Source organism: Paenibacillus sp. FSL R5-0713 (assembly GCF_037973325.1).
Taxonomy (GTDB): Bacteria; Bacillota; Bacilli; order Paenibacillales; family Paenibacillaceae; genus Paenibacillus.
Map to the genome: position 1 here is coordinate 1,386,994 of NZ_CP150229.1, position 22,469 is coordinate 1,409,462.

The 22,469-nt window shown below is 46.4% G+C and carries 22 protein-coding genes; 12 read left to right on the forward strand and 10 right to left on the reverse strand.

Annotated elements, in window-relative coordinates; translation table 11 throughout:
- Nucleotides 1–104 precede the first annotated feature (104 nt).
- The 6 genes from queF to MKZ12_RS06090 all read right to left on the reverse strand — a co-directional run bounded on the left by queF (nucleotide 105) and on the right by MKZ12_RS06090 (nucleotide 4,238).
- A complete protein-coding gene (gene queF / locus MKZ12_RS06065; RefSeq protein ID WP_339259331.1) occupies nucleotides 105–596 on the reverse strand; it encodes a preQ(1) synthase in 492 nt (163 codons plus the stop codon).
- A 149-nt stretch (nucleotides 597–745) separates the two neighbouring features.
- Entirely contained in the window at nucleotides 746–1,519 is a 774-nt protein-coding gene (gene queE / locus MKZ12_RS06070; RefSeq protein ID WP_339259333.1) for a 7-carboxy-7-deazaguanine synthase QueE, read from the reverse strand.
- Nucleotides 1,512–2,003, reverse strand: coding sequence for a 6-carboxytetrahydropterin synthase QueD (queD, locus tag MKZ12_RS06075; protein ID WP_339259335.1), 492 nt, complete (start codon nucleotides 2,001–2,003; stop codon nucleotides 1,512–1,514). The genes queE and queD overlap by 8 nt, the downstream gene beginning before the upstream one ends.
- The gene (gene queC / locus MKZ12_RS06080; RefSeq protein ID WP_339261333.1) at nucleotides 2,000–2,680 is read right to left on the reverse strand and encodes a 7-cyano-7-deazaguanine synthase QueC; all 681 of its coding nucleotides are present in this window, start codon (nucleotides 2,678–2,680) and stop codon (nucleotides 2,000–2,002) included. Before queC ends, queD begins: the two co-directional genes overlap by 4 nt.
- A gap of 380 nt (nucleotides 2,681–3,060) precedes the next feature.
- Entirely contained in the window at nucleotides 3,061–3,765 is a 705-nt protein-coding gene (locus MKZ12_RS06085; RefSeq protein WP_339259337.1) for an AIM24 family protein, read from the reverse strand.
- Nucleotides 3,766–3,782: 17 nt separating this feature from the next.
- Nucleotides 3,783–4,238 carry a hypothetical protein gene (locus tag MKZ12_RS06090; RefSeq protein WP_339259339.1) on the reverse strand — a complete coding sequence of 152 codons (456 nt, stop codon included), beginning with the start codon at nucleotides 4,236–4,238 and terminating at the stop codon, nucleotides 3,783–3,785.
- 331 nt (nucleotides 4,239–4,569) lie between these two features.
- Here MKZ12_RS06090 and MKZ12_RS06095 point away from each other — a divergent pair, with 331 nt between their 5' ends.
- The 3 genes from MKZ12_RS06095 (at nucleotide 4,570) to MKZ12_RS06105 (ending at nucleotide 6,779) form a co-directional block, all read left to right on the forward strand.
- A complete protein-coding gene (locus MKZ12_RS06095; protein WP_339259341.1) occupies nucleotides 4,570–4,737 on the forward strand; it encodes a hypothetical protein in 168 nt (55 codons plus the stop codon).
- 207 nt (nucleotides 4,738–4,944) lie between these two features.
- A complete protein-coding gene (locus tag MKZ12_RS06100; protein WP_339240198.1) occupies nucleotides 4,945–5,649 on the forward strand; it encodes a hypothetical protein in 705 nt (234 codons plus the stop codon).
- A 158-nt stretch (nucleotides 5,650–5,807) separates the two neighbouring features.
- The gene (locus MKZ12_RS06105) at nucleotides 5,808–6,779 is read left to right on the forward strand and encodes a WYL domain-containing protein (RefSeq protein ID WP_339259343.1); all 972 of its coding nucleotides are present in this window, start codon (nucleotides 5,808–5,810) and stop codon (nucleotides 6,777–6,779) included.
- A 56-nt stretch (nucleotides 6,780–6,835) separates the two neighbouring features.
- Here MKZ12_RS06105 and MKZ12_RS06110 read toward each other — a convergent pair whose 3' ends face one another.
- Complete coding sequence (locus tag MKZ12_RS06110; RefSeq protein ID WP_339259345.1) at nucleotides 6,836–7,507, reverse strand: 3'-5' exonuclease; 672 nt, start codon at nucleotides 7,505–7,507, stop codon at nucleotides 6,836–6,838.
- Between the two features lie 426 nt (nucleotides 7,508–7,933).
- Between MKZ12_RS06110 and MKZ12_RS06115 the strand changes: the two genes are divergently transcribed.
- On the forward strand, nucleotides 7,934–9,880 hold the full coding sequence (locus MKZ12_RS06115; RefSeq protein WP_339259347.1) for an FAD-dependent oxidoreductase: 1,947 nt from the start codon (nucleotides 7,934–7,936) through the stop codon (nucleotides 9,878–9,880).
- A gap of 369 nt (nucleotides 9,881–10,249) precedes the next feature.
- Nucleotides 10,250–12,034: a proline--tRNA ligase gene (locus tag MKZ12_RS06120; RefSeq protein ID WP_339259349.1), complete on the forward strand. Its 1,785-nt coding sequence runs from the start codon at nucleotides 10,250–10,252 to the stop codon at nucleotides 12,032–12,034.
- A 606-nt stretch (nucleotides 12,035–12,640) separates the two neighbouring features.
- Here MKZ12_RS06120 and MKZ12_RS06125 read toward each other — a convergent pair.
- From MKZ12_RS06125 to MKZ12_RS06135, 3 genes are all read right to left on the reverse strand, one after another.
- On the reverse strand, nucleotides 12,641–14,440 hold the full coding sequence (locus tag MKZ12_RS06125) for a 5'-nucleotidase C-terminal domain-containing protein (RefSeq protein ID WP_339259351.1): 1,800 nt from the start codon (nucleotides 14,438–14,440) through the stop codon (nucleotides 12,641–12,643).
- A 173-nt stretch (nucleotides 14,441–14,613) separates the two neighbouring features.
- The gene (locus MKZ12_RS06130; protein WP_339240211.1) at nucleotides 14,614–15,030 is read right to left on the reverse strand and encodes an ImmA/IrrE family metallo-endopeptidase; all 417 of its coding nucleotides are present in this window, start codon (nucleotides 15,028–15,030) and stop codon (nucleotides 14,614–14,616) included.
- Nucleotides 15,031–15,072: 42 nt separating this feature from the next.
- On the reverse strand, nucleotides 15,073–15,516 hold the full coding sequence (locus MKZ12_RS06135; RefSeq protein ID WP_339240212.1) for a helix-turn-helix domain-containing protein: 444 nt from the start codon (nucleotides 15,514–15,516) through the stop codon (nucleotides 15,073–15,075).
- An 882-nt stretch (nucleotides 15,517–16,398) separates the two neighbouring features.
- Between MKZ12_RS06135 and MKZ12_RS06140 the strand changes: the two genes are divergently transcribed.
- The 7 genes from MKZ12_RS06140 (at nucleotide 16,399) to MKZ12_RS06170 (ending at nucleotide 22,459) form a co-directional block, all read left to right on the forward strand.
- Complete coding sequence (locus MKZ12_RS06140) at nucleotides 16,399–16,881, forward strand: ArpU family phage packaging/lysis transcriptional regulator (RefSeq protein ID WP_017690187.1); 483 nt, start codon at nucleotides 16,399–16,401, stop codon at nucleotides 16,879–16,881.
- Between the two features lie 100 nt (nucleotides 16,882–16,981).
- Nucleotides 16,982–18,649, forward strand: coding sequence for a GAF domain-containing sensor histidine kinase (locus tag MKZ12_RS06145; protein WP_339259353.1), 1,668 nt, complete (start codon nucleotides 16,982–16,984; stop codon nucleotides 18,647–18,649).
- Nucleotides 18,650–18,667: 18 nt separating this feature from the next.
- The gene (locus tag MKZ12_RS06150) at nucleotides 18,668–19,402 is read left to right on the forward strand and encodes a response regulator transcription factor (RefSeq protein WP_339259355.1); all 735 of its coding nucleotides are present in this window, start codon (nucleotides 18,668–18,670) and stop codon (nucleotides 19,400–19,402) included.
- A gap of 189 nt (nucleotides 19,403–19,591) precedes the next feature.
- Entirely contained in the window at nucleotides 19,592–20,167 is a 576-nt protein-coding gene (locus MKZ12_RS06155; protein WP_339259357.1) for an NAD(P)H-dependent oxidoreductase, read from the forward strand.
- A gap of 44 nt (nucleotides 20,168–20,211) precedes the next feature.
- Complete coding sequence (locus tag MKZ12_RS06160) at nucleotides 20,212–20,670, forward strand: VOC family protein (protein ID WP_339259359.1); 459 nt, start codon at nucleotides 20,212–20,214, stop codon at nucleotides 20,668–20,670.
- Complete coding sequence (locus MKZ12_RS06165; RefSeq protein ID WP_339259361.1) at nucleotides 20,667–21,302, forward strand: VOC family protein; 636 nt, start codon at nucleotides 20,667–20,669, stop codon at nucleotides 21,300–21,302. Before MKZ12_RS06160 ends, MKZ12_RS06165 begins: the two co-directional genes overlap by 4 nt.
- A gap of 206 nt (nucleotides 21,303–21,508) precedes the next feature.
- Nucleotides 21,509–22,459: a hypothetical protein gene (locus MKZ12_RS06170; RefSeq protein WP_339259363.1), complete on the forward strand. Its 951-nt coding sequence runs from the start codon at nucleotides 21,509–21,511 to the stop codon at nucleotides 22,457–22,459.
- Nucleotides 22,460–22,469 lie beyond the last annotated feature (10 nt).

Below are 22,469 nucleotides of genomic sequence, written 5' to 3' on the forward strand. Positions count from 1 at the left end.
TGTGTATACCAAACAAAGAAAAAGCCGAACTTCTTCAGATGGAAGAGTCCGGCTTTTGGCATTCAATGATTCTATTTTATAAAGATTGCATGAACCTGACTACTTTAACGATTATCAATCGTCTCTGGATACATATCATGATTCATCATGCGGTGGTCGGCCACCTGCTCGTACTTCGTTCCCGGCTTACCATAGTTTGTATAAGGGTCAATGGAAATACCACCACGCGGTGTGAATTTGCCCCATACTTCAATGTAGCGCGGGTCCATCAGCTTGATCAGGTCGTTCATGATGATGTTCACACAATCCTCGTGGAAATCACCGTGGTTGCGGAAGCTGAACAGGTACAACTTGAGAGATTTGCTTTCGACCATTTTGATATCAGGAATGTAGCTAATATAGATCGTTGCAAAGTCCGGTTGACCCGTAATCGGGCACAGGCTGGTGAACTCCGGGCAGTTGAATTTAACAAAATAATCACGGTACGGATGCTTGTTATCAAAGCTCTCCAGAATGCCCGGATCGTACTCAAACGTATATTTTACGTTCTGGTTGCCCAGCAACGTCACATCTTGCATCTCATCAGGTTGTCTCATCGGTTATTAAGCGCTCCTTGTTTCCGTCAAAGCCCGAAGCTTCGCGGTATATATGAATAGGCCGTCTTCAATCGTGCCTGTATAATTCTCTTCATTGTTTGAGGGCATTTCGTTCTCATCCATGCCGCCCATTCCACCCATACTGCCCATTAGACGCCGCGTTTGTTGCCCCATACCAACGTATGAAGCTGTGGAAGCACACGAACATCATTCAGGTCATCGGATGCACTGACTTGGTCAATCAGCCATTCATAACGAGCAAGCAGTGAGGACGCCAGATCTGGCGTATCGGCGGAAGTCACATCCGGGTTCCCGGTTTGTAAAAATAGATCCGTGCCCGGATACCGTGCATGCACACGGCGGGCATAGTCGAGGTCTGTCTCATCGAAGATCACGATCTTCAGACTATGACTTCGCTCTGCCGGGCCAGCAGCCAGCCGTTCGATCAGATCATCCAGCACGGACCAATCGGTGTCCATGCCGGAGCTGGGTGGCTTGGGCGAGACCGTGACTTCGTCAATGTCCGCCAGCCAAGGCTGCCAGCGGGAGCCCTGCGTCTCCACCGCGGTGCGGATGCCGTTCTCCCGCAGCAGGGCAACCAATCCGCCCAGCGAAGCGAGCAGGGCGGGATTACCGCCGGAGATGGTGACATGGGAGAAACGCGTGCCGCCAACGCGGCGCAATTCTTCCCATACGCCCTCCGGCGTAATCATCTGGATCTGGTCCTTACCACTGCCGTCCCAAGTAAAGGCCGAGTCGCACCAGGAGCAGCGATAATCGCAACCCGCGGTGCGAACAAACATCGTTTTTTGCCCGATGACCATGCCTTCGCCTTGAACCGTCGGACCAAAAATCTCCATCACAGGGATGCGAGCCTCTTGGTTACGTTCACGCGACGGCCCATGTTCTACAACACTACTCATCAATCATCCACTCCCGTCTCGCTTCCGCGTAACTGGTTGGTGTCTCGAAGAGCCTTACAAACTCTGTCCGTCCGCCGTCGGTTAGCCCAACATATGGCTCTGTCTGAAGCGCATGTTCCATCTGTTCGAACAGCCAAACGACCATATTTTCAGCCGTTGTATTCATTAAAGGAAGTGTCTCGTTGAGGTACTGATGATCCAGATAACCCTCAATCTGAGTTTTCCATATATCCTTGATATGTCCAAAATCAACTGTCAGCCCGGTTTCACCCGGATAACCGCTGATGCCAAATATCACTTTATACGTATGACCGTGCAAGTTCTTGCACTTGCCTTCATAACAATGCAGATGATGTGCCGCGTCAAAGGTGAATTCTTTGCTTACAAGCACACGTTTACGGTGATATCGCAGCTGGGTGGGTAGAATATCTTCACCTATTCGTTGCAGATGCTCCACAATACGGAATGTTCCCGGCTCTCTCATCGTACATCCACTCCCGCCGATTCAGCAGCAGCACGTTGCTGTACATAACGATCCAGTCCGGCTTTGCGCAATTTGCAAGCAGGGCATTCTCCGCATCCATCGCCAATTACGCCGTTATAACAGGTCAGGGTACGCTCACGAACATATTCGAAGGCACCGAGATCATCTGCCATCTTCCACGTTTGGGCTTTGTCCAGCCACATGAGTGGCGTATGAATGACAAATGGGTAGTCCATCGAGAGATTAAGTGTCACATTCATCGACTTTACAAATGAATCCCGGCAATCCGGGTATCCGCTGAAATCCGTCTCACATACACCTGTAACCAGGTGACGAGCTCCTTTTTGTTTGGCCATAATCGCTGCAAAGCTGAGGAACAGCAGATTCCGTCCATCCACAAATGTACTTGGCAGTTCGCCTTCTTCATGTGTAATTTCAACATCTGTGCGCGTGAGGGCGTTGGGGGCAAGCTGGTTTAACAGGCTCATATCGAGAACCGTTTGCTGCACGCCCAGATCGCGAGCGATCTCGGAAGCACATTCAATCTCCAGCTTGTGGCGCTGACCGTAATCAAACGTAACAACCTCGACTTCGGCAAACTGTTGTTTGGCCCAGAACAGACACGTGGTGCTATCCTGACCGCCGCTGAATACAACGACTGCTTTTTCTTCGTTCAACATAAAAAAACCTCTCTATCTTCTTGAGATCAAACCATGCACGAAGGCATAGAGTGTCGGAAGAACAGAGAAGTTCATGAACTGGCATCCATCAAAAAACACACCTTCTCGATAACCGCTTCAAAAAAAGCAGCCATGAGCAAGTGTCCTTAGTTTTTTACGTACATTACGTTAAGTAACGTGTACGCAAGACTTATACTGACCATCACAAGGTCAAGTCTTATAGAGGGAGTTCGCGAACCTCTCCCATGCCATCGGCACGGATTTTCTTCTTCAATTGTCTGAATCATTATAACATGAAACCGCGTGGTGACCACCCCACTGGAGCACAGTGGCAGTTAATCGGTCGGCTTTATCTAGTGACAGTCTGTTTGATATGTTTATTTAATCAGTACATTCCCGAAAGGGATCACTTCTTTCAGAATTCGTTTGAACAGACCCTCATCGTTGAGATCCTGTTCCAACCGACGATTCTCACGTCCAGCCTGAAAGAGTACAGATCCATGTCCTGTCATCTTCCAATGATAATTCATATGCTGACTGGCAAGGTTGTTACCATATACCGTGAGTTCCAGATGTGCATTCTCGGGATAGGCAATGATGCTACCGGCATCCACATACAGCGGTGCTGTTGGGTGAAGTTCCTGTTGGCAGACCTGGCCTTGAGTGAGCAATCCGATTTTACCTTTGCCGGAAAATTTCATTTTCACTGCATCACGGGTGATCAGCATGTTTTTGATTTTTTGGATTTTGGTATGCATCGTTACACCATCCGAGTAGAAGAACAGGTGGCGGAAATCATAGAGCAGATCACTGTCCTCCGTGAGCTCCACTTCCTTCATGGTGAATCCGGGAGGCAGGGCAGCCACAAATTGGCAAGGTCCGGTAATTTCAGATTTAATCAGCTTTTTCTTGCGATATATGCCTGTAATATTCATGAATTTATCATTGCGGCTCCCACTTGGACCGCGGAAGGCCACTATTTGCTGTGGATGCAGAATATGAAGGCGGTCATCTTTAATCAGTGAAAATGTGACGACTTGTCCAGTTCCGCCTGCTTCAGCATGGTTCAGGTGTATGTTCATGCAGTTGCTCCTGTCTTTTATACTCGGCCTGAACGGCGACGCATTCCCCAACGCATCACACGAATCAGAACAAAATAACCCAATATGAGAGAAACGACAGTGATGATCATCGTCTGAATTCGTTTGCTGGCAGCCGCTCTGGCATTCTGGTCATCTTGCAATTTGCTTACCATTTCAGTAAGTTTCTGGTTCTGAGCCAGTAGCTGTTCGTTCTGGGTCTTAAATGCTTCGACATTGGCCTGAGCTTGTCCCAGCTGAGCGGATGTTTGATTCAATTGCTCCATGGTTTGTTTGTAACTTTCCTGCAGAGCGTTCACTTCTCCAGGCAATTCGGAGACTCGCTCCCAGCCGCTATATATATCCGTAAAAATATTGGCACTGGCTGCATTTGCTGTCGAAGCGATCGAAACGGTAAATAGAATGCATGTGGTGAATAACACCCGAATGAAATAACCCTGAATGGATTTTGGCATCGTTAACACCTCTTTCTTCGGTTAGATCGAGCAATCGCCGAAATCGTCGTCTATTGTTGAAATACGGCTCTTACATTATACGTCAAAATCGGGACGATGGGTTCAAGATGATATCGTTTTATTACCCGAAATATTTAAAATGATTTAGGAACAGGGCTGTTTAGCATATAAATCTGTGGGGTAATAGAACGATAGGCAAGCACACCGGACCGTTTTAACAGAACTTTTACTTCAGTTCCGGGTGCATGCTATTCACAAATACGCAATTTAATGAACGATACCAATATATCCGATTGAATATAAGATCGCGAACATGAAGGAGTAGAAACATATGTATACGACAGATCAGAACACATCAACCAAAACAATTATGATCACTGTTAACGGAGAGCCAGTAGGGCGTAAGCTGGTCATTGACAGTGTCACCTATGCTCCGGTAACCCAAGCAGATGGTGCACAATACTTACACAAAATGGGAATTGATCATCCTACAGTTTAATTTGGGACTTGTCATAGATAAAGGATTGAAAAGCTTGGCATAGTGCCAGGCTTTTTCGTCGTTTATTGTCGTATTCAGGCGGATTTGGGGATGAGAAAATAATATATTGGAAAAATTTAATGGGAACATGTGTTCCGTGACAATATAGTGTCCATTCACCCTGATAACTTAGAAGATAATACACATAAATCGGGGGAGAGACTACCAGTGAACTCAGTCTTTGAAGTATCTTATTCGTGGAATAAAGAGGCCATACCGACAGGGGGAGCCGACCCCGTATATATGATGGTAGAGTGGCGTAACGGTGCCCCTGCCAAAAGACTTAGGAAAATAGCACCCAAAATTGTATCAAGAGATTTGGAACTTTTGCTCAAACCGGAATATGGGGTGCAGCTCAAAGGCATCTATGGATGTCGCTCCAAAGAAACAGATATTGGTTGGTTACTCAGGCTTGGTGATGTATACAAAGGGGAGAGCAAACAAATTTTGCTTGAATTCGTCATGGGACCCCGGGTATCCGGAAAAGCAGCGGTATGTTCAGCCTACTGGAGCACAAGGAAGTTGAAGCAAAGTCAACGCGTATTGTTACGAAGAGAGCAGTTGTATATTCAGTACACCAGTCATCTCGGCATGCTGAGACAGCCGGAAGATCCGAAGGTGGAAAAAACCATTAAGTTAAGTGAAACTGTACCGTTGATCAAGCAAGCCTTACGTGCCTATGAAAGGGGCCGGGTTCAAGAGGGGAGTCATATGTTGCGTCGTCATGCAGATGCGCTGTTAATTGAAGCCGCACGCAAGCAGGATCTGGATTATTACACAGAAGCCGAGATCGTTGAGAAGCTGCGTTGTCATTATGAAATCACGTTTACAACCGGATATCATGACCGTGAACAAAAGATATTAGGCGAATAGGGTTGATTTCAGATGGTTACGGTATAGAGAGAACGAGTCTACATATGTTTTGAAGGTGAAGTTTAGGAGAAGGTCGAATGTATGTATCAATATCATATTAAACTATGGATGGAGTTGTATCAAATTTATTGAAACAACATCGTGGAGGGTCCGGCAAAATGACAGACCGACTAATCCGATTAATGCGCATTATCACGCTGGTACAAGCCAAGCCAGGCATTCTGGCGCGTGAGCTTGCCCAGCGATGCGAGACGACGGAAAGGACGATATACCGCGACATGGAGGCCCTCAGTGCAATGCATATCCCGATCGCCAATATGGGACACGGACAAGGGTACATGTTTATCAGCCATTTTGCCATGTATCCGCTTAATTGGTCTGATGAAGAAGCCCAAGCTTTCATGCATCTTGCTGAAGTTATGGAGAATATTCGTCCTTTGCTGAAACCTGCTTTTGAGAGCGCGTATGAGAAAGTGGTTGCTTCGAGTCAGAAAAACAAAACAGAACGTGTGGAATGGTCGGAGCAAATAAGTGGATTATTCAAAGTGGGATTGCCCGTATGGCAACATGAAAATAATGATTCACAGAACCAATCCCTGATTACACTGCTTCAGGCAGGAATCTCACAGAACACTATTGAAGCGGAGTATCTGTCTCAAGGAAAAAAAGGAATTGTACGCATAGATCCTTACTGTCTTATCCCGCAAGAATACAGATTTGAGCTGTTAGGGTATTGTCATATGTCGGAGAAACTTCGAATATTTCAGGTGAGCCGGCTGCTAAGGATACGGATCTTGCCGCGTACGTTTCGAAAAGAGGACTATCTCATACAATCACACTTCCGCATTCCTTGGGCATATGAGGGAAGTACGGAGTGGACTGCGTTCAAAATTCGATTTGCACCCCATGCTGTGGAGCGTGTAATGCAGGAACAATTCTATATACGCCCCATCTTAACCATAGAACCGGAAGGTAGCCTGTTATTTGAAGCCATATTAAGTGACGTTGAGGAGTTTCTCGTATGGATATCCAAATATGGACCTGATGCGGAGATCCTCGAACCAGAGATATGCCGCATCAAGATGAAAGAACGCCTGAATTATTGGCAGCAAATGTACAATAGAAGTTGAGATTAGAAGGCTCCTATTCTATCGCAACACACGATTAGGCACCGTGCTGTGGAGAGCTACTCTTTGGATTTGAACAGGTTTGCCAGGTTGCCAAACGGAGATTCTTTCTCTTCATCTTCTGTAGAGCTGGAATAGACAACCTTGGATGCAATGCCTTCATCATCGGCTGCACAGTTATTTTCCAGCGTGAATCGGTCGAATTGATGCATGAATACCTTGGCTGTATTGATGGCATCATCCAATGCGCGGTGCTGGGTACCATCGAATTCAATGCCACAGATTTCAAGAGCCTGAGCGAGACCGAGTTGACGGAACTTGCCTTCTTTGCGAACGGTGCGCGACCATTGTTGCTGGAGATCGTTATGATTGGTGATCCAGGCCACATCCAGTTGATGGGTACGACAATGAGAGATCAGTTTGCTGCGGTCGTCGGGTCCCCAGGAACACATGTAATAGGGGTCACTTCCCATCCAGGCAATGAATTGATTCAATGCTGCCGGAAAAAGTGGGGCTGCATCAATATCTTTCTGTGTGATGCCTGTAAACTGAATCGTGTCAGTGGACAGAACGGATTTGTTGGAAGGACGAACATACGTATGGAACGTGTCCGTAACGGCCAATCCATCCGCACTTTCCGTAACTTTGACGGCGCCGATATCAATGATTTCAGAAGAATAGCGAGTATTGCGGCTTACCGTGAATTCAAGATCATATATGATATATGGCATAGGACAAGCTCCTTTATCGATTAATACCTGTGGTAGATTTCTATTTCTCTATATTACAGGGAACATGCTTCCATGTCAGCCATCGCCAGAGAATTCATTGTAATCAGGATGAACGAACTGTTTGAATGTTTAATTATCTAACAGATGCATTTCCGGTTTTGGTAAGTCTTTACTTCGCAAAAAGTGGTCGTTATAATGAGTGGAGTTAGGGGCTTTCCTATATATTGGTCTGTATTTATGGCGACATAAAAGTAGAATTATTATCAAAACTTCCTAACACAGTTTGAAATGTTGGGAAGTTTTTTTGTTATTTATGCCTATTCATGCAGGAAAGGAGAGAAATTAGTCGGTTGTTGGTATAGCATAGGAAAACTGCTTCACGAGTTCGTATTATTGAATTTACAGTACATATGGAGGTTTGTTTCTTTGATTAGCAGAAAAATGAAAATAACAGCAATTACAGCTAGTGTGTTTGTTGTGTTAATGAGCGCTGCTTATGGTGCATTTTATATTTGGAACAAGAATTATAAATTTAATAATAATTATGTATGGCAGCCTCTGGAGAACGTAGAATCTGCAATAACCTTGAAAGATTCCTATGACGTAATTGTAGCTGGAACGGATCCTGAGGGCATTACCGCTGCTTTATCAGCTGCTCGTAATGGAATGCGTGTATTGCTAGTGGAAGCAAGAGATCGAAACATGTTGGGCGGATTGTTAACCGAGGGAGGCCTTAATACGCTGGATCTAAATTATTCCCCTGAACAACCGCAGTTATTGAGTAGTTTGCGACAGCCTGATTTTTTGAACAAGGGCATTTTCCAGGAATGGTTTGACCAGATCGAGGGCAGTTCTTTTGATACCCATACAGCAGCTAACGTTTTCTATCGTATGGTTCGTTCTGAACCTAATATTGATCTGTTGATGAACGCGAAGGAATTAGTTCCTCTTACTGAACAATCTACGGGAGATCACACGACAATAACGGGGATGAGCATAACGAAAGAAGACGGAACAACGGTTCAGATATCAACCCGCTCCATTATTGATGCGACGCAAGATGCGGATATTGCAGCCGCTGCAGGAGTTCCATACTCCATCGGTAGACAAGATATTGGAGATGGTAAATCCAAAATGGTCTCTACGCTCGTATTCAAGCTAAGCGGTGTTACAGATGAGGTATGGCAAAAGTTTAGGGAAAGAGAGGGAACCGGGGTTGATAAGATGAGTGCTTGGGGGTACGGTGATGCTCGAAAATATGAATCCTCCAATCCACAACATATTAAGATTCGTAGTCTGAATATTGGAAGACAAAATGATGATACAATCTTGGTTAACACGATGCAGATCTTTGGGGTAGACCCGTTAGATCCCATATCTGTGAAAGAAGGTTTGGAGATCGGGAATAAAGAAGCCCCACGAATTGTTGATTTTCTGAAGAAAAATTATGATGAATTCGCAGGGCTGCAATATGCTGGGACAGCGAATGAGCTTTATGTGAGGGAGTCACGTCACATCTATGGCGAGTATCGATTAACTTTAGCGGATGTCATGGAAAATCGTGATCATTGGGATGCCATTGGATACGGTTCATACGATATTGATATTCAGAGCACGAGTGTTGGAAATGCCGGCACTATTATGTTAAGTCCGATTCAATATGGTGTACCTTTTCGTTCTCTTGTTCCGCTAAAGGTGGATGGTATGCTTGTCGTCGGACGTGCAGCAAGTTATGATACAATCCCACATGGTAGTGCGAGAGTTGTACCGCTGGGAATGGCAGAGGGAGAAGCGGCAGGAGCGGCGGTCAAACTGGCCTACGTCCATCAGGAGTCCTTCCGAGAACTCTCAGCTTCTGAAGAGCGAGCATCTGAATTACGCAAAATGCTGGAAAAACAGGGTATGGATCTAAAGGTACATCATTTCGAACAGCCTAAGTATATGGAACATAAGGATTACAAGGGATTGCTGGCTGCCGCGAGTATGTATATGACTTCAGGCAATTATAATAACGATGGTTGGGAACTGGATAAAGGAATGAATCCGGAACGATTTTTAAGTAAATTGAAAAGAATGCAGTCGATGTTCCCAGAAGCCTACACCGGCAGTGCCGATCAAGCTCTGGCCACTATGGAGAATGCCTCAAGTCTACCTTTAACGTTGGATCAGGCTGCGTATATGTTATGTCTGGCAATGGGATCTGCAGAAGCTGAAACTTCACTTGAAGATGCACTTGCTCAATTGCAAACGCAAAACTTTATAAGTGACGACACACTTGCTGGCATTGCTGACAAGAACAATCTTACCAATGGGGATGCGTTTATGCTCATCCGTGATGTAGTGGAGTATTATTCAGGAGTTGTATTTGGTTAAGTTGGTTGACAATTACTTGTAAATGAACTAATGTGGTCAAAAATGATAACAGCGTTATAACGAGGACATGATTGTGCAAGCCAGCTTCAACAGAGAGGGGACAGTATGGTGTAAGGTTCCTGTAGCTGCTTCGTAATTCCTACCTCGCGAGCTGCGGAAGAGAATACTCATTCAGGGTTGCAACATCCGCCGGCAGGGCCCGTTATGCCCCGTAGGACTGCATTTTACAGATCGCATAGGTTGCGAACGGATGAATATGCAGTTAAACAAGGGTGGTACCACGACACATTCGTCCCTTGACGGATGTGTCTTTTTGCTGTTTACACGCCGTATTTTGATAATAAAAAAAGAAGATTGGGAGTGGTCCAGATGCGTCAAAGTGAAATGTTTGTTCCAACATTACGTGAAGCGCCAGCGGAGGCAGATGCGGCAGGACATCGCTGGTTACTGCGCTCCGGTATGATTCGCCAATTGGCAGCAGGAATCTACAGTTACCTGCCTCTTGGACGCCGTATATTGTTGAACGTTGAACGGATCGTTCGAGAAGAGATGGATCGTGCCGGTTGTCAGGAAGTATTACTGCCGATTATGCAGCCAGCCGAACTGTGGGAAGAGTCCGGAAGGTACACCCAGTATGGTCCTGAATTAATGCGTCTAAAGGATCGTCATGCAAGGGAGTTTGCTCTTGGACCAACACATGAAGAAGTGGTAACTGCGTTAGCGCGGGATGAGGTGAACTCGTATCGTAAGCTTCCATTCACGCTGTACCAGATCGGAACCAAGTTCCGGGATGAACGCCGTCCTCGATTTGGATTGCTGCGCGGTCGTGAATTTATCATGAAAGATGCGTACTCCTTTGCTTCCGATTGGGAAGAACTTGATCGTACCTATCAGGCGATGAATACAGCTTACAGTCGCATTTTGGAACGTTGTGGTCTGGACTATATCCGTGTCGAGGCGGACGCAGGAACGATTGGCGGTCAGGGGGAGACACACGAGTTCATGGCTCTTGCTGATGTGGGTGAGGACACGATTGTCACCTGCAAACATTGTGGATATGCCGCAAATCTGGAGAAAGCTGATTATCAGACTTCAGAAGATACGGAGAAAAAAGAAGGAAGCTTGGAAGTTCCAGTCGACTCTGCGAGTGCAGACTCCGCTCTTCAAGCGGATGAACATTCAGGAGCGGAAAGCGTAGTACGCATCTCGACACCTGACGTTCGTACGATTGCAGAGTTAAGCGCCTTTGTGGGCGAAGCTGCTAATCATATGATCAAAACACTACTTTATCTGGCAGACGGTCGGCTCGTTGCTGCCCTTGTACGTGGAGATCATGAACTGAATGATATCGCATTGAAGCAGGTGTTGGGTGCAGAGGAACTGATCCTTGCAGACGATGCAGCCATTGCAGCACATCCGAGTCTGAAGGTCGGTTTTCTGGGTCCGATTGGACTGAATCTGCCGATGGTGGTGGACGCTGACGTGGCAGTGATGAAGAGTGCAATCACAGGAGCCAATGAAGTGGATATGCATATTTCCGGTGTACGCCCAGGCATTGATTTTGCATTGGAGCGAGTAGAACGAATCCGTTTTGCTGCTGAAGGGGATGCTTGTCCAACATGTGGCTCACCACTTGGTTTTACCAAAGGCATTGAGGTTGGACACATTTTCAAATTGGGAACGAAATATAGTGATGCCATGGGTGCTTCATTCCTGGATCGTAATGGTCGCCAGTGCGCGCCAGTCATGGGGTGTTACGGCATTGGCGTATCCCGTCTGATGGCTGCGATAGCTGAACAGTATGCAGGAGATGAAGGCATACGTTGGCCTGCGACTGTGGCGCCATATGATGTGCATCTGATTTCGGTAAGCTGGAAGGATGAGCAGCAGCGTCAACTCACGCTGGAACTGGAACAACAACTGGTCGAGGGTGGTTTCACTGTATTAGTCGATGACCGGGATGAACGACCAGGTGTGAAATTCAAGGATGCGGAGCTTATCGGATTGCCTGTACAGATCGTGATTGGCCGAGGAGCAGCAGAAGGACAGGTTGAACTGGGATCACACGCCCTTGCAGCATCAGGTGAATCGAAGCGAATCTCGTTAACGGCCCAGGAAGCCGTGTGTTATGTGAAGGAACAACTCACTTCCTAGATCTATTGGGCTAATGATATAAGCTCATATAGTAGTACCGAATATCATGCGGTCGATCATTTTGATTGCCAAAATTCCAATTCGAGTATGAAAAAGAGGGCTATAGACATATAAATAGGCGAGATTGTAGTTGTTGTATCAGACGAAATAACTAAATGGGGATCATTGTATTCAGTATACAAATGGTTTTATGATTAAGGAATTCGAGATCATCATGCTCAGGGCGGATTGATGTGCAAGTATGCAATTCTGAGAAGACAGAGATGTCGAAATCAAATGTATAATAACCGCATGAATACAGTAATTTTGGAGAATTTTTATATAGTTCGGTATCGAAGGCACGTGATAAACTTGGTCCGTAAAGTCCATGCAGGGATTTATTTTTACTTCAAATGATTGCCAAGATCAGCAGGATATGTCCACGGGAAATGTTCAACATAACTGATATGGGTGGATGTTTAACAACAGATATTAAAAAATGGAATACAAAAGGGAGTCCCTTAACCAGTAATCTGGCTTGAGGGACTCCCTTTTTGTTATGGCAAGATAGATTCGTGATGTAATTGAACCATATCAGCGATCACGCCTATACGCACTTTGCTGAGCTTAAGAAGCTGCAGGCAATTTCAATTGTTGACCTGGATAAATCCAGTGTGGATTTTTGATATTGTTCAGCTTTTGCAATGCCTGCCAAGTTGTCCCGTATTGTTTGGAGATAGAGTACAGGGAATCTCCAGATTTCACAACATGCAGTTTGGCTGGAGCTGGTTTGCTTGGTGTTGGTTTAACCGGTTTTTCCGGTTTTGGTGTTTCTGGTTGTGGCTTGGTTGGAGCTGGTGTTTCTGTTGCCGGAGTTTCCGGCTCTACTGCAGGTTTTTTCGCTTCACTGATCCGACCATCTGTTTTGATGTTAACTGCGCCAAGCTTCTGCATGTAATTAATCAATGCTTCGTCCAGCGCGCCATACATACCTGTTGTTGGGTATTTGGCAAACATGGTGTATTCGTCACCACCAACAGCTGTGAAATCATTGGTTGCCAGCGTGTATGTGGCTTCCGGATCAAGGGCTTTATCACCAACAGTCACGGAATGTACACGGCTACCTTCAGCAGCGGAAGCGTCGATTTTGAACTTGATTCCAGATACTTGTGGGAATCCACCGCTTGGTTCCGGATAGGAGGCTACGCCGACTTCAAGGGCTGCCAGGATATCGGACCCCTTCACTTCAAGAGTTACCACTTGATTACCAAAAGGGAGCACTGTGATGATATCACCTTTGGTTACGACACCTTGCTCAATGGAAGCACGGATACCCCCACCGTTAGTCAGGGCGATATCGGCATTGCTTACATCACGAATGGCATCTGCAAGCAGGTCACCCAGGTTAGTTTCACCTGCACGTACTTGTTCACGTTTACCATCCAGCAGTATAGCTGTATTGGCTACTTCTTCTTTCAAAATCGGTTCTTGTTCTTTTTGAATGGAGTTTACGAGAGTTGCAACTTTCTCATTCGGTTTGATGTCTTTTGCTTCCGTTTCATCAATTAGAGTTGCTTGTTTCTTCGTTACTTTACCACCGTCTACCCACAGATCGATGACACCCACATAATTGGTGTATTCCCCTGCACTTGCAATCAATGTTCCATTATCGGATACAAGACCATCTTGCAGTACAGTGTGGCTGTGACCATCAATGAATACATCGATGCCAGGAACTTCTTTAACGACTTTGAAACTAGTATCCGTGCTGGATGCGTCTTGTCCAAGGTGTCCCAAGACAACAACAACATCTACTTTGCTGCGAATTTCGTTTACCAGAACTTTGGCTTCCGCAGATGGATCTGTAATATCAAGACCTTCTACGTTTTTCGGATTCGTTTTGTACAACGTTTCCGGTGTAGTCAAAGCGATGATACCGATCTTCACGCCATCCACCTCTTTGATGAGGTAAGGATCAAAGAGTCGTGTTCCGTCTTTTTTCTTCACGTTGGCACTCAGCATGGGGAAGTTCATCATGTCTGCCAGTTCAATCAGGCGATCCGAACCATAGTTGAATTCGTGGTTACCCGGTACGATGGCCTGGTATCCCATTTCATTCATGACTTTTACGATGCTTTCACCATTTACGAGAGTGGCAAAAGTTGTACCATGTACAGCATCTCCGGCATCCAGTAGGAGTGTGTTCGGGTTTTCACTGCGATATTTGTCAGCGATTCCAGCTACTTTGGCAAAACCCATGGCAGGTGAAGATTCAACTGCACGGGCATGCGTATCATTCGTATGTAGAATGGTAATGTGTTTGCCTGTGCCCGGAGTGGTGTCCGTTGCAGCCGCGGCAATACCTACACTGCCAAACAGCAAACAGACCGTTAGCAGAAGTGAAACGTAATTCTTCCAGATTTTCATATGAATCCGATACCTCCCCAAATAATAATCTACTAGAGCGTTTACATAGCTCAAATAGTATTTTAACAGACTATTATTAGGAAATCTCGCGAATCACGTAAAAATAAGTAACCTGAAAGTGACATGTTTAAATTGGTACTGGTAAAAATAATCTCCGCAAAGAACGTATGTTCTTAAATGGTGTAAAAAAAATGCTGCACTTCACGCGGCAGTCCGGTACGTAAACAAAATTTCTCCAAAGATTCATCCGGTTCAGGCATTACCCCGGAGGTTAGTAACTGAATGGCAAAACGGTTAGCCTGTCTTTCCAGCTTGCCTGGAGCAAAATAGGAATGTTCCTCCAGAAAGAATCGATTAATCCCTTTATGAAGCCGGTCATGGCCAAGCTCATGGGCGCACACGAACCGTTGCCATTCCGGCGGCAAATCATTGTGTATGACGATAAACCTGCGCCGGAGCTTGCGGAAGTACAGCCCCTTGGTGGATTTCCCCAAATTGGTGAAACGAATCTGTATTCCAACCGCGCGGGCAATGCTGAAAGGGCAGTTGGTCCGGTGTTTTCGAATCAGCTTTGTTACGATATCATCCATATGATCTCACCTGCTGCTTCATTAAATTCAGTTCGTCGTGCCTCATGGGCGATTGTCCGATTCGTCTGTCTTTTTGCGTTTGTTCATCTGTTTGGCTTCCCAGAACAGACCTGTCAGTACATCCTTAATTCGTTTCTTGTCATCTTCATCGAGTGGAATGCCGTCAAACATCAGATCATCATCGTCCTCCAGCATCTTTTTGAAATCACGACGGTCTTTGTATGTAGCCCATTCCGGTACTTCCTGAAGTTCGGTGGCACTCCCTGGTTCGATATAACCAGCCTGTTTCATCATCTCTGTATAAGGCACCGAGAGTGCATCTGAAATCTTGCGGATAGTTGCTGGTTTCGGCACACCCCGGACCCCATTTTCAATACGTGAAATCTGTGAGTTACTTATTCCGGCTGCTTCGGCGAGCTGATTGATGCTGTATCCCTGTTGCTCGCGCAGTTGTTTCATATAAGGACCAAAAGCGTGCTCCACCATGTATGCCAACTCCTTCGATTCGTACAAGTGCTTGAAATTAATATTAAGAAGAAAGGTGAATGCGACAACCCTAAAACTCTGCGGGTGCGCCGTTCCGGATTCGGATCGTTCTTTTGATCGCTGTTATCCCCGGATTTCCTGTATCCCTTTCCTAAAGGGTGAAATCCGTTGCTAAAGGCGAACGCTTTGCTTCTTCAGAATCGATTCCGTCTCCTCCACTACGTTGGCTCTTGGTAAGTGCATTAACACATATTTCAAAGGCATCTTCTTAATATTAAAAATCAAATGACTTATACGGAAGTTCATTAATTAAACAGTACTATAACGTATATATACCATTAGGTAAAGGGATATGAAACAATTATGCCAAAAGGCATAGGAAATGAGAGCGAAGGTTTTATTTTATCGTCAAAATGAACCAAAATGAAGGTTTACTCCGATCTCCAGAAAGTGGTATCCTCAAATAGAAATACGAACACCATACGAACAAAATGTAACATTGACACAGGTTGGAGTTTAAGAAACCACCCTTTGAAGAAGGGAATTCCCCGGATTATACCGATTTGGAGTGATTCCAAAAGGCAACAGCGGGAAATTGAAAAAATGTCGTTATTATTTCAGAGATCTGGATAACTCTAATAAAGATGAGAGCATGAGGGTTTAACTTTTATAGAATGAATTTTAAGGTACGCAAGAACGAAGAGGGCAGAAAAAAGCTGGAGAAGCGAAGTGTTCGCCTTTATCACTGGATTTCCACTTTTGAAAATATAATCAAAGAAATCCGGGGATAACAGCGATCGGAAGGTTATTCTGTCATCAGAGTGAATATGCGAAGCTACTAGACTTTCATTCTATACCTAATGTTAAAGGAGGAAGATAAATATGGAATTGATGCTGCCCGAATTGGACCGACGCAAAACGCAAACGGCTGTTGAAGCTGCGCTGGAGAAATATCGAATCTATAAAACGATTGCATTTGAAGAACGAGAGGTTATGGTGACGGCAAGTTATGCGGAGCGTTTCCACGGTGCAACCAATGTGACGGGGGATTCCACGGCACGAACGGCAATCTATAATGTGGATGTGCAGCGAGCGCGTCAGGCATACTGCGATACGATTGATTTTGTGGTGTCCCGCCTGAGTGAAAAGGAACGTGTTCTCGTATGCGAACGATATCTGAAAGACGATGATGTGTTTGATTATAAAGTGTATAACCATGTGTTTGATCCGCCTGTCAGCAAGGACACGTATACGAAGATTCGTACGCGTGCTTTCTACAAAATGGCGCTGGCTCTATCAGATCGAGGACTAATTAATATGGAGCCGTTGTCTGTGTCCCGCAAGGAGCGGCAGAAGCTGGGCTAAGTTATCGATTGAAGAAGTTGATCCTTTAATATCCAAGGTGGATTGGTTACAATAGTTGAACAAACCACAGTTGGCATTAGCCAAAGGAGAGAAGACTGTCATGTCGGAAGAAGTCGGAATGCAGGAAATGGTCACGCTGAAGACAATCGCAGAAACGCTCAATACGTCCAATGATCTGAACCTCATGCTGGATACCGTGGTCGGCAAATTACTGGAGTTGACCGGATTAACAGCAGGCTGGATGTTTCTGATTAATGAACGTGGAGACTATGCCTGTGTTTCGGATTACAATCTGCCCCCGGCATTACTGCGTAAAGATAAAGAGCCCATGCGAACGGGTACTTGTTGGTGTGTGAACCGCTTCAGGGACGGTCGTCTGAATCATGCGGTCAACATCATTAACTGTAAACGGTTGGAGGATGCCGTGGAATTCCAATGGGGAGATACCCACGATATTACCCACCATGCGACCGTTCCGCTGCGGTCAGGTGATAAAATGCTAGGCTTGCTCAACGTGGCTGCGCCAGCCAAGGAACATTTTAGCGATAGTGAACTGGCACTGTTACAGGGCGTCGCGTACCAGATTGGTAGTGCGATGGATCGGATGAGATTGTATCGTGCGGAGCAGCAGCGAGCTGATCTGTATGCCAAGCTAGGGGAGTTTAGCACGGCCTTGGGCCTTGCGGTGAACGAATGCAGCAATTCGGATGCCTTTTCTGTAAAAGTTGTACAGCTGCTTGGACAGCATTATGACTGGCCTTTTGCCGCAATCATTCAGCAGAAAAACGGAATGTTCGTTTTGCAGGCGGTGTATGCAGACGATAAGGTTCGAACATTATCCAGTGCGCTGGTATCCTCGGAAGCGGCAAACCACATGAACCGGGTAATCCATAGTCACCGTGCCACATCTCTGTCTGCAATAGAGGCGGCTGAGATACTTAGTCTATGCGAGCCTGACCAGACGATGAATTCCATTGCCTCGGGAATGGCTGTTTCCCTCCCGTATCATACGCCAGGGGAAACGGGAGTTCTGGTGATCGGAATAGGAACAGCAGGTCCTGTACAGGCAGACCTTGAAGTGCTGGAAGCATTGGCTGAGCATATTGCGGCTGCATGGGAGAGTCTGAAGCTGGCGGAGAATCGCCGAGAACTGGCACGACTGGAAGAGAGAAACCGGTTGGCACGTGATCTTCATGATTCGGTTAATCAGATTCTATTTTCACTATCGTTAACTGCTAAAGGTGCGGAAAGTATGTTGACAGCATCCGAACAGGCCCACCCGGCAGCGGAAGCGATGAAGGATATTCGGACTTTGTCTCAGGAGGCTCTTAAGGAAATGCGCGCATTAATTATGCAGCTACGTCCTGCAGGACTGGAAGCAGGGCTACTCCATGCGTTACAGGAATACGGTACCAGCCAAGGTCTTCAAGTGGTGATGAATCGGACGGGAATACGGTCTTTACCGCGTAATATAGAAGAAGCATTATGGCGAATTGGGCAGGAAGCGCTGAATAATATACGGAAACACGCGGATGTTCCTTCTGCTGAGGTCAGTCTCAAGTTAAGTGAGCATGAAGTGGTGTTCACCGTTGCAGATCACGGAATAGGCGGTGCGCAAAGGCCAAAGACATCGTCTGGAAATTCACTTGGCCTGTCCATTATGAAGGAACGGGCCGAATCGCTTGGGGGCAGGTTGGAGATCGTTAGTTCTTCCCGCAAGGGAACAACAGTAACGGCAGTCATTCCGATTCCGTTCGAATCCGTATAAAGTCAGGGGGGAGAAGAGATGCCGATTACGATTTTGCTCGCAGATGATCATGCGATGGTGAGACGAGGACTGCACGTTTTTTTGAGCACACAGCAAGACATGGAGGTTGTTGGTGAAGCATCGAACGGACAAGAAGCTCTGACGCAGGCGGAAGCGTTAAAACCCGACGTGGTATTAATGGATCTGCATATGCCGGTCATGGACGGAATCGAAACAGCTAGACGGCTGCGTACACTAATGCCAACAACCCGAATCATTGTGCTCACCTCGTTTTCCGATCAGGATCATGTGGTTCCTGCTGTGCGCGCTGGGGTGAAAGGATATCTGCTCAAGGATATTGAACCAGAGGACTTGGCTGTGGCCATTCGTAATGTGCATGCGGGTCAGGTGGAATTACATCCTGCGGCAGCAGGTCAATTGATGCATGTGATGGCTTCATCCGATGGGTCGATGAGCGAACAGTTATCAAAGCAAATACCGACAGATCAGTCGGCGGACACTCTACATCCAGAGCTGAAGCAGGTGGAGAAAACAACGCAAACATCTCCTGGCGGTCCGGATATGCTCACTCGCCGTGAACAAGAGGTCTTGGGATTGATTGCTCAAGGGCTGAGCAACAAGGAAATTGCGGTTCAATTGGTCATTACCGAAAAAACGGTCAAAACCCATGTCAGTCATCTGCTCGACAAACTGGGGTTGGCGGATCGGACACAAGCGGCTCTTCATGCGTTAAGAAATGGCTGGGTCGTCTGACCATTTCCGACATATCTTCATACTTAAGTCGTATAAACTCAACCTAAAGGTTGAGTTTTTTTGGTATTCAAGTTAAGTCTATCTGCTGACGAATTGAATGCGGAAAAAAGGTAAGATAAGGATAGTCAAAGACGGATCGGTTGAAGGAACGTTAGCGTTTGAACCCAAAAACCAAGGAGAGTGACATGAATGAATATTGTTATTTTGGCAGGCAGCAATCGGAATAATGCAACCAGTACACGTCTGGGAGAGTATGCGGTGGAGATTATTCTGGGTCAAGGACATCAGGCTAGCCTGTTTGACCTGTATAAGTCACCGCTCCCATTCTACGCACCAGATGAGAAACAAGCGGATCACGAACATCTGGCAGACCTGAACACGCGAATGCTCGCTGCGGACGCAATCATCCTGTCTACACCGGAGTATCACGGCAGTATTAGCGGTGTGCTCAAAAATGCACTGGATCACCTGAGTCAGGCTCATTTCAGCGGCAAACCCGTCTTGTCCATTAGCTCCTCCGGCGGAGCAGTGGGGGTAAGTTCGCTTTTACAACTGCAAGCGATTGTCCGTAATCTGCATGGCATTAATGCACAAGAGTGGATCTCCATTGGGGGTGCACAGCGCAGACGATTCGAAGCGACATTTGACGGATATGAAGAATACGAAGGCAGTCAGGATATAGAGGACCGGGTGCAGCGGGTTATTGGATCGTTTTTGAATCTGGCCCAGACGTTAACGAATGCGCGGAATGCATCCACGAGTTAAGAAAGAATGAAGAAAAGGCGAAAATGGAAAAGAGGTTGAGCATCATGATTACAGGCATATTTGAAACACATCTAAACGTGACGGATCTGGAGAGATCCCATCATTTCTATGAAACGGTCTTGGGTTTACCTCATGCCTATGGGCAGAAAGAACGCGGAAACTCCTTCTACTGGATAGGTGGAAAAGGCAATGCCATGCTGGGATTGTGGCAAAAGGAACCTTCCAAGGTGCAGCGTCAGCACTTTGCTTTTCAAGTATCTCTAGAGGATATGAAACATGCGGTGGCTCACTTGGAGAATAAAGGGATCAAGACACGCAACTTCCTGGATGATGATATCGGTGAACTGTACGTCTTTGGCTGGATGCCTGCGGTATCTGTATATTTTAACGACCCGGATGGTCATTCGCTTGAATTCATCGCCATGCTCCCGGATGAAGCGAAGCCTGAACTTGGCATGGTGCCATGGAGTGAGTGGGAGAAGATGCAGGGGCGAAGCGTATGATCATCGAAGAATTACAGTTATACACAACTCGGCTGGAGGAGCTCAAGCATTTTTATAGTGTTACGTTAGGCATGGAGGTGTCCAACGCGACGGATCAGGCCTTCCACCTTCAGGTTGGATCGACCAGGATGATATTCAAACAGTGTGAGACGGATCATGAGCCCTTCTATCATGTGGCCTGGATGATGCCGACGAATCGATTCAAAGAAGCGAAACAGTGGGCTGCATCCCGTGTTGTTTTAAGCAAGGAAGGGGAGCGGGATGAGACGTACTCTACGAATTGGAACTCTCATTCTCTCTATTTCGAAGATCCGGCAGGTAATATTATCGAGCTGATTGCTCATCATCGTATTCAGAACGAGAGAGATCATAACTTCTCTGCGAAAGACATCGTACAGGTATGTGAGGTTGGATTGGTGTCGGATGATGTTCTGTCTACGGTGAATGAGCTTCAGCAGATGGGACTCACGCGCTGGGGGGAGGTTAGTGAAACCTTTGCTCCTGTAGGAGATGTAAATGGTTTATTTATTGTGGTGAAGAAGGAGCGGACGTGGTTTTTCTCTACGCAAAAAGCACAGATCTATCCACTGGAAGTATCCATCCGTGACGTGGGCAAGCTTCGAATAGGCTAAACTTTTCATTCCGGGTCAAAACGGGCATATGTGGAGCAATTCCATCATGTTATAGAAGTAAACGCTTTATTTATTAACCAGGATAGATAAGTTGAACTACATTTACACGATAACAGAGAGGACAGAAGAAACCTGAAAAAGCGAAGCTGAAAGCTTTCTGAAAGAAAGCCACTTCGTAATACAGATGATGAAGGGTGGTGGCAAGCTTGGATCGACGTTTGTTGGAAGAAGGACTATCGATTATCGTTTCCAGTCGGGAACGTACAGGAGATCTGTGGCACGCCCATTATGGGGCGGGTGCGATTGCGGCATATTTTTGGGTGCGGGAAAATCGTCTCACTGCCCTTGCCGCCGGCAGTGTTACCGCCGAAGCAAAAGCCATGCTTCGCCAGCATGGAATCAGCCCTGGTCAGACCTCTCCAATAGGTGAGATGATGCCCAGGGAAGATGCCGAAGCGTGTATTACGGACGCATTGCATCGAACCATTGGAGAGCTGCACTGGGTGGGACACCAGGCCATCTACGGGGCAATCAGTCTGAAAGCCATTCGCGAACTGGATGGATGGGGCACTGCGGAGGAGATTGGTCGTCTGGTTGAACTGATCGATTCATTCGATCGAACCATTCCGGGAAGATCCTGGATGAACACAACGATGAAAGAAATTCGCAGCCTGAAGCCAGAGAAAAATGATGGTTTCCCCGAGATCGAAGATCCAGTTCAGTTGTCACGCCTGATTCTGGATGAGCTTGGTGCGTTCCAGACCATCTATCACGCGGAAGCGCATCATGACCTGATTGGTCATATGCTGACCTATGGACATGCGCTTAACATATTATATGAACTGGGTTATCCGGCATTATTCCACAAAGGCACCCCGCCATTCCTTACCATGGTGAAGGCATTACGATTAAGCCGAGATGTGGATATTGAACAGGCGATGCCGACATTGCAATCACCTGTAGATCTACTGCCACTAGCACGAGCGGAAAGGTCGGTGGCGTTGCCCCATGAACTGGAATATTGGCTCACCGATAGACGTTCCCGTGACTGGAACGGAGGTCATGTATTCAAATTCCCGTTCAGCTTCTATCATCATGCCAAGAACGGGGAGCCCGTACCAGAAACATGGGAGAACTTTCGTTATATCATCGCGTGAGATGAAACAT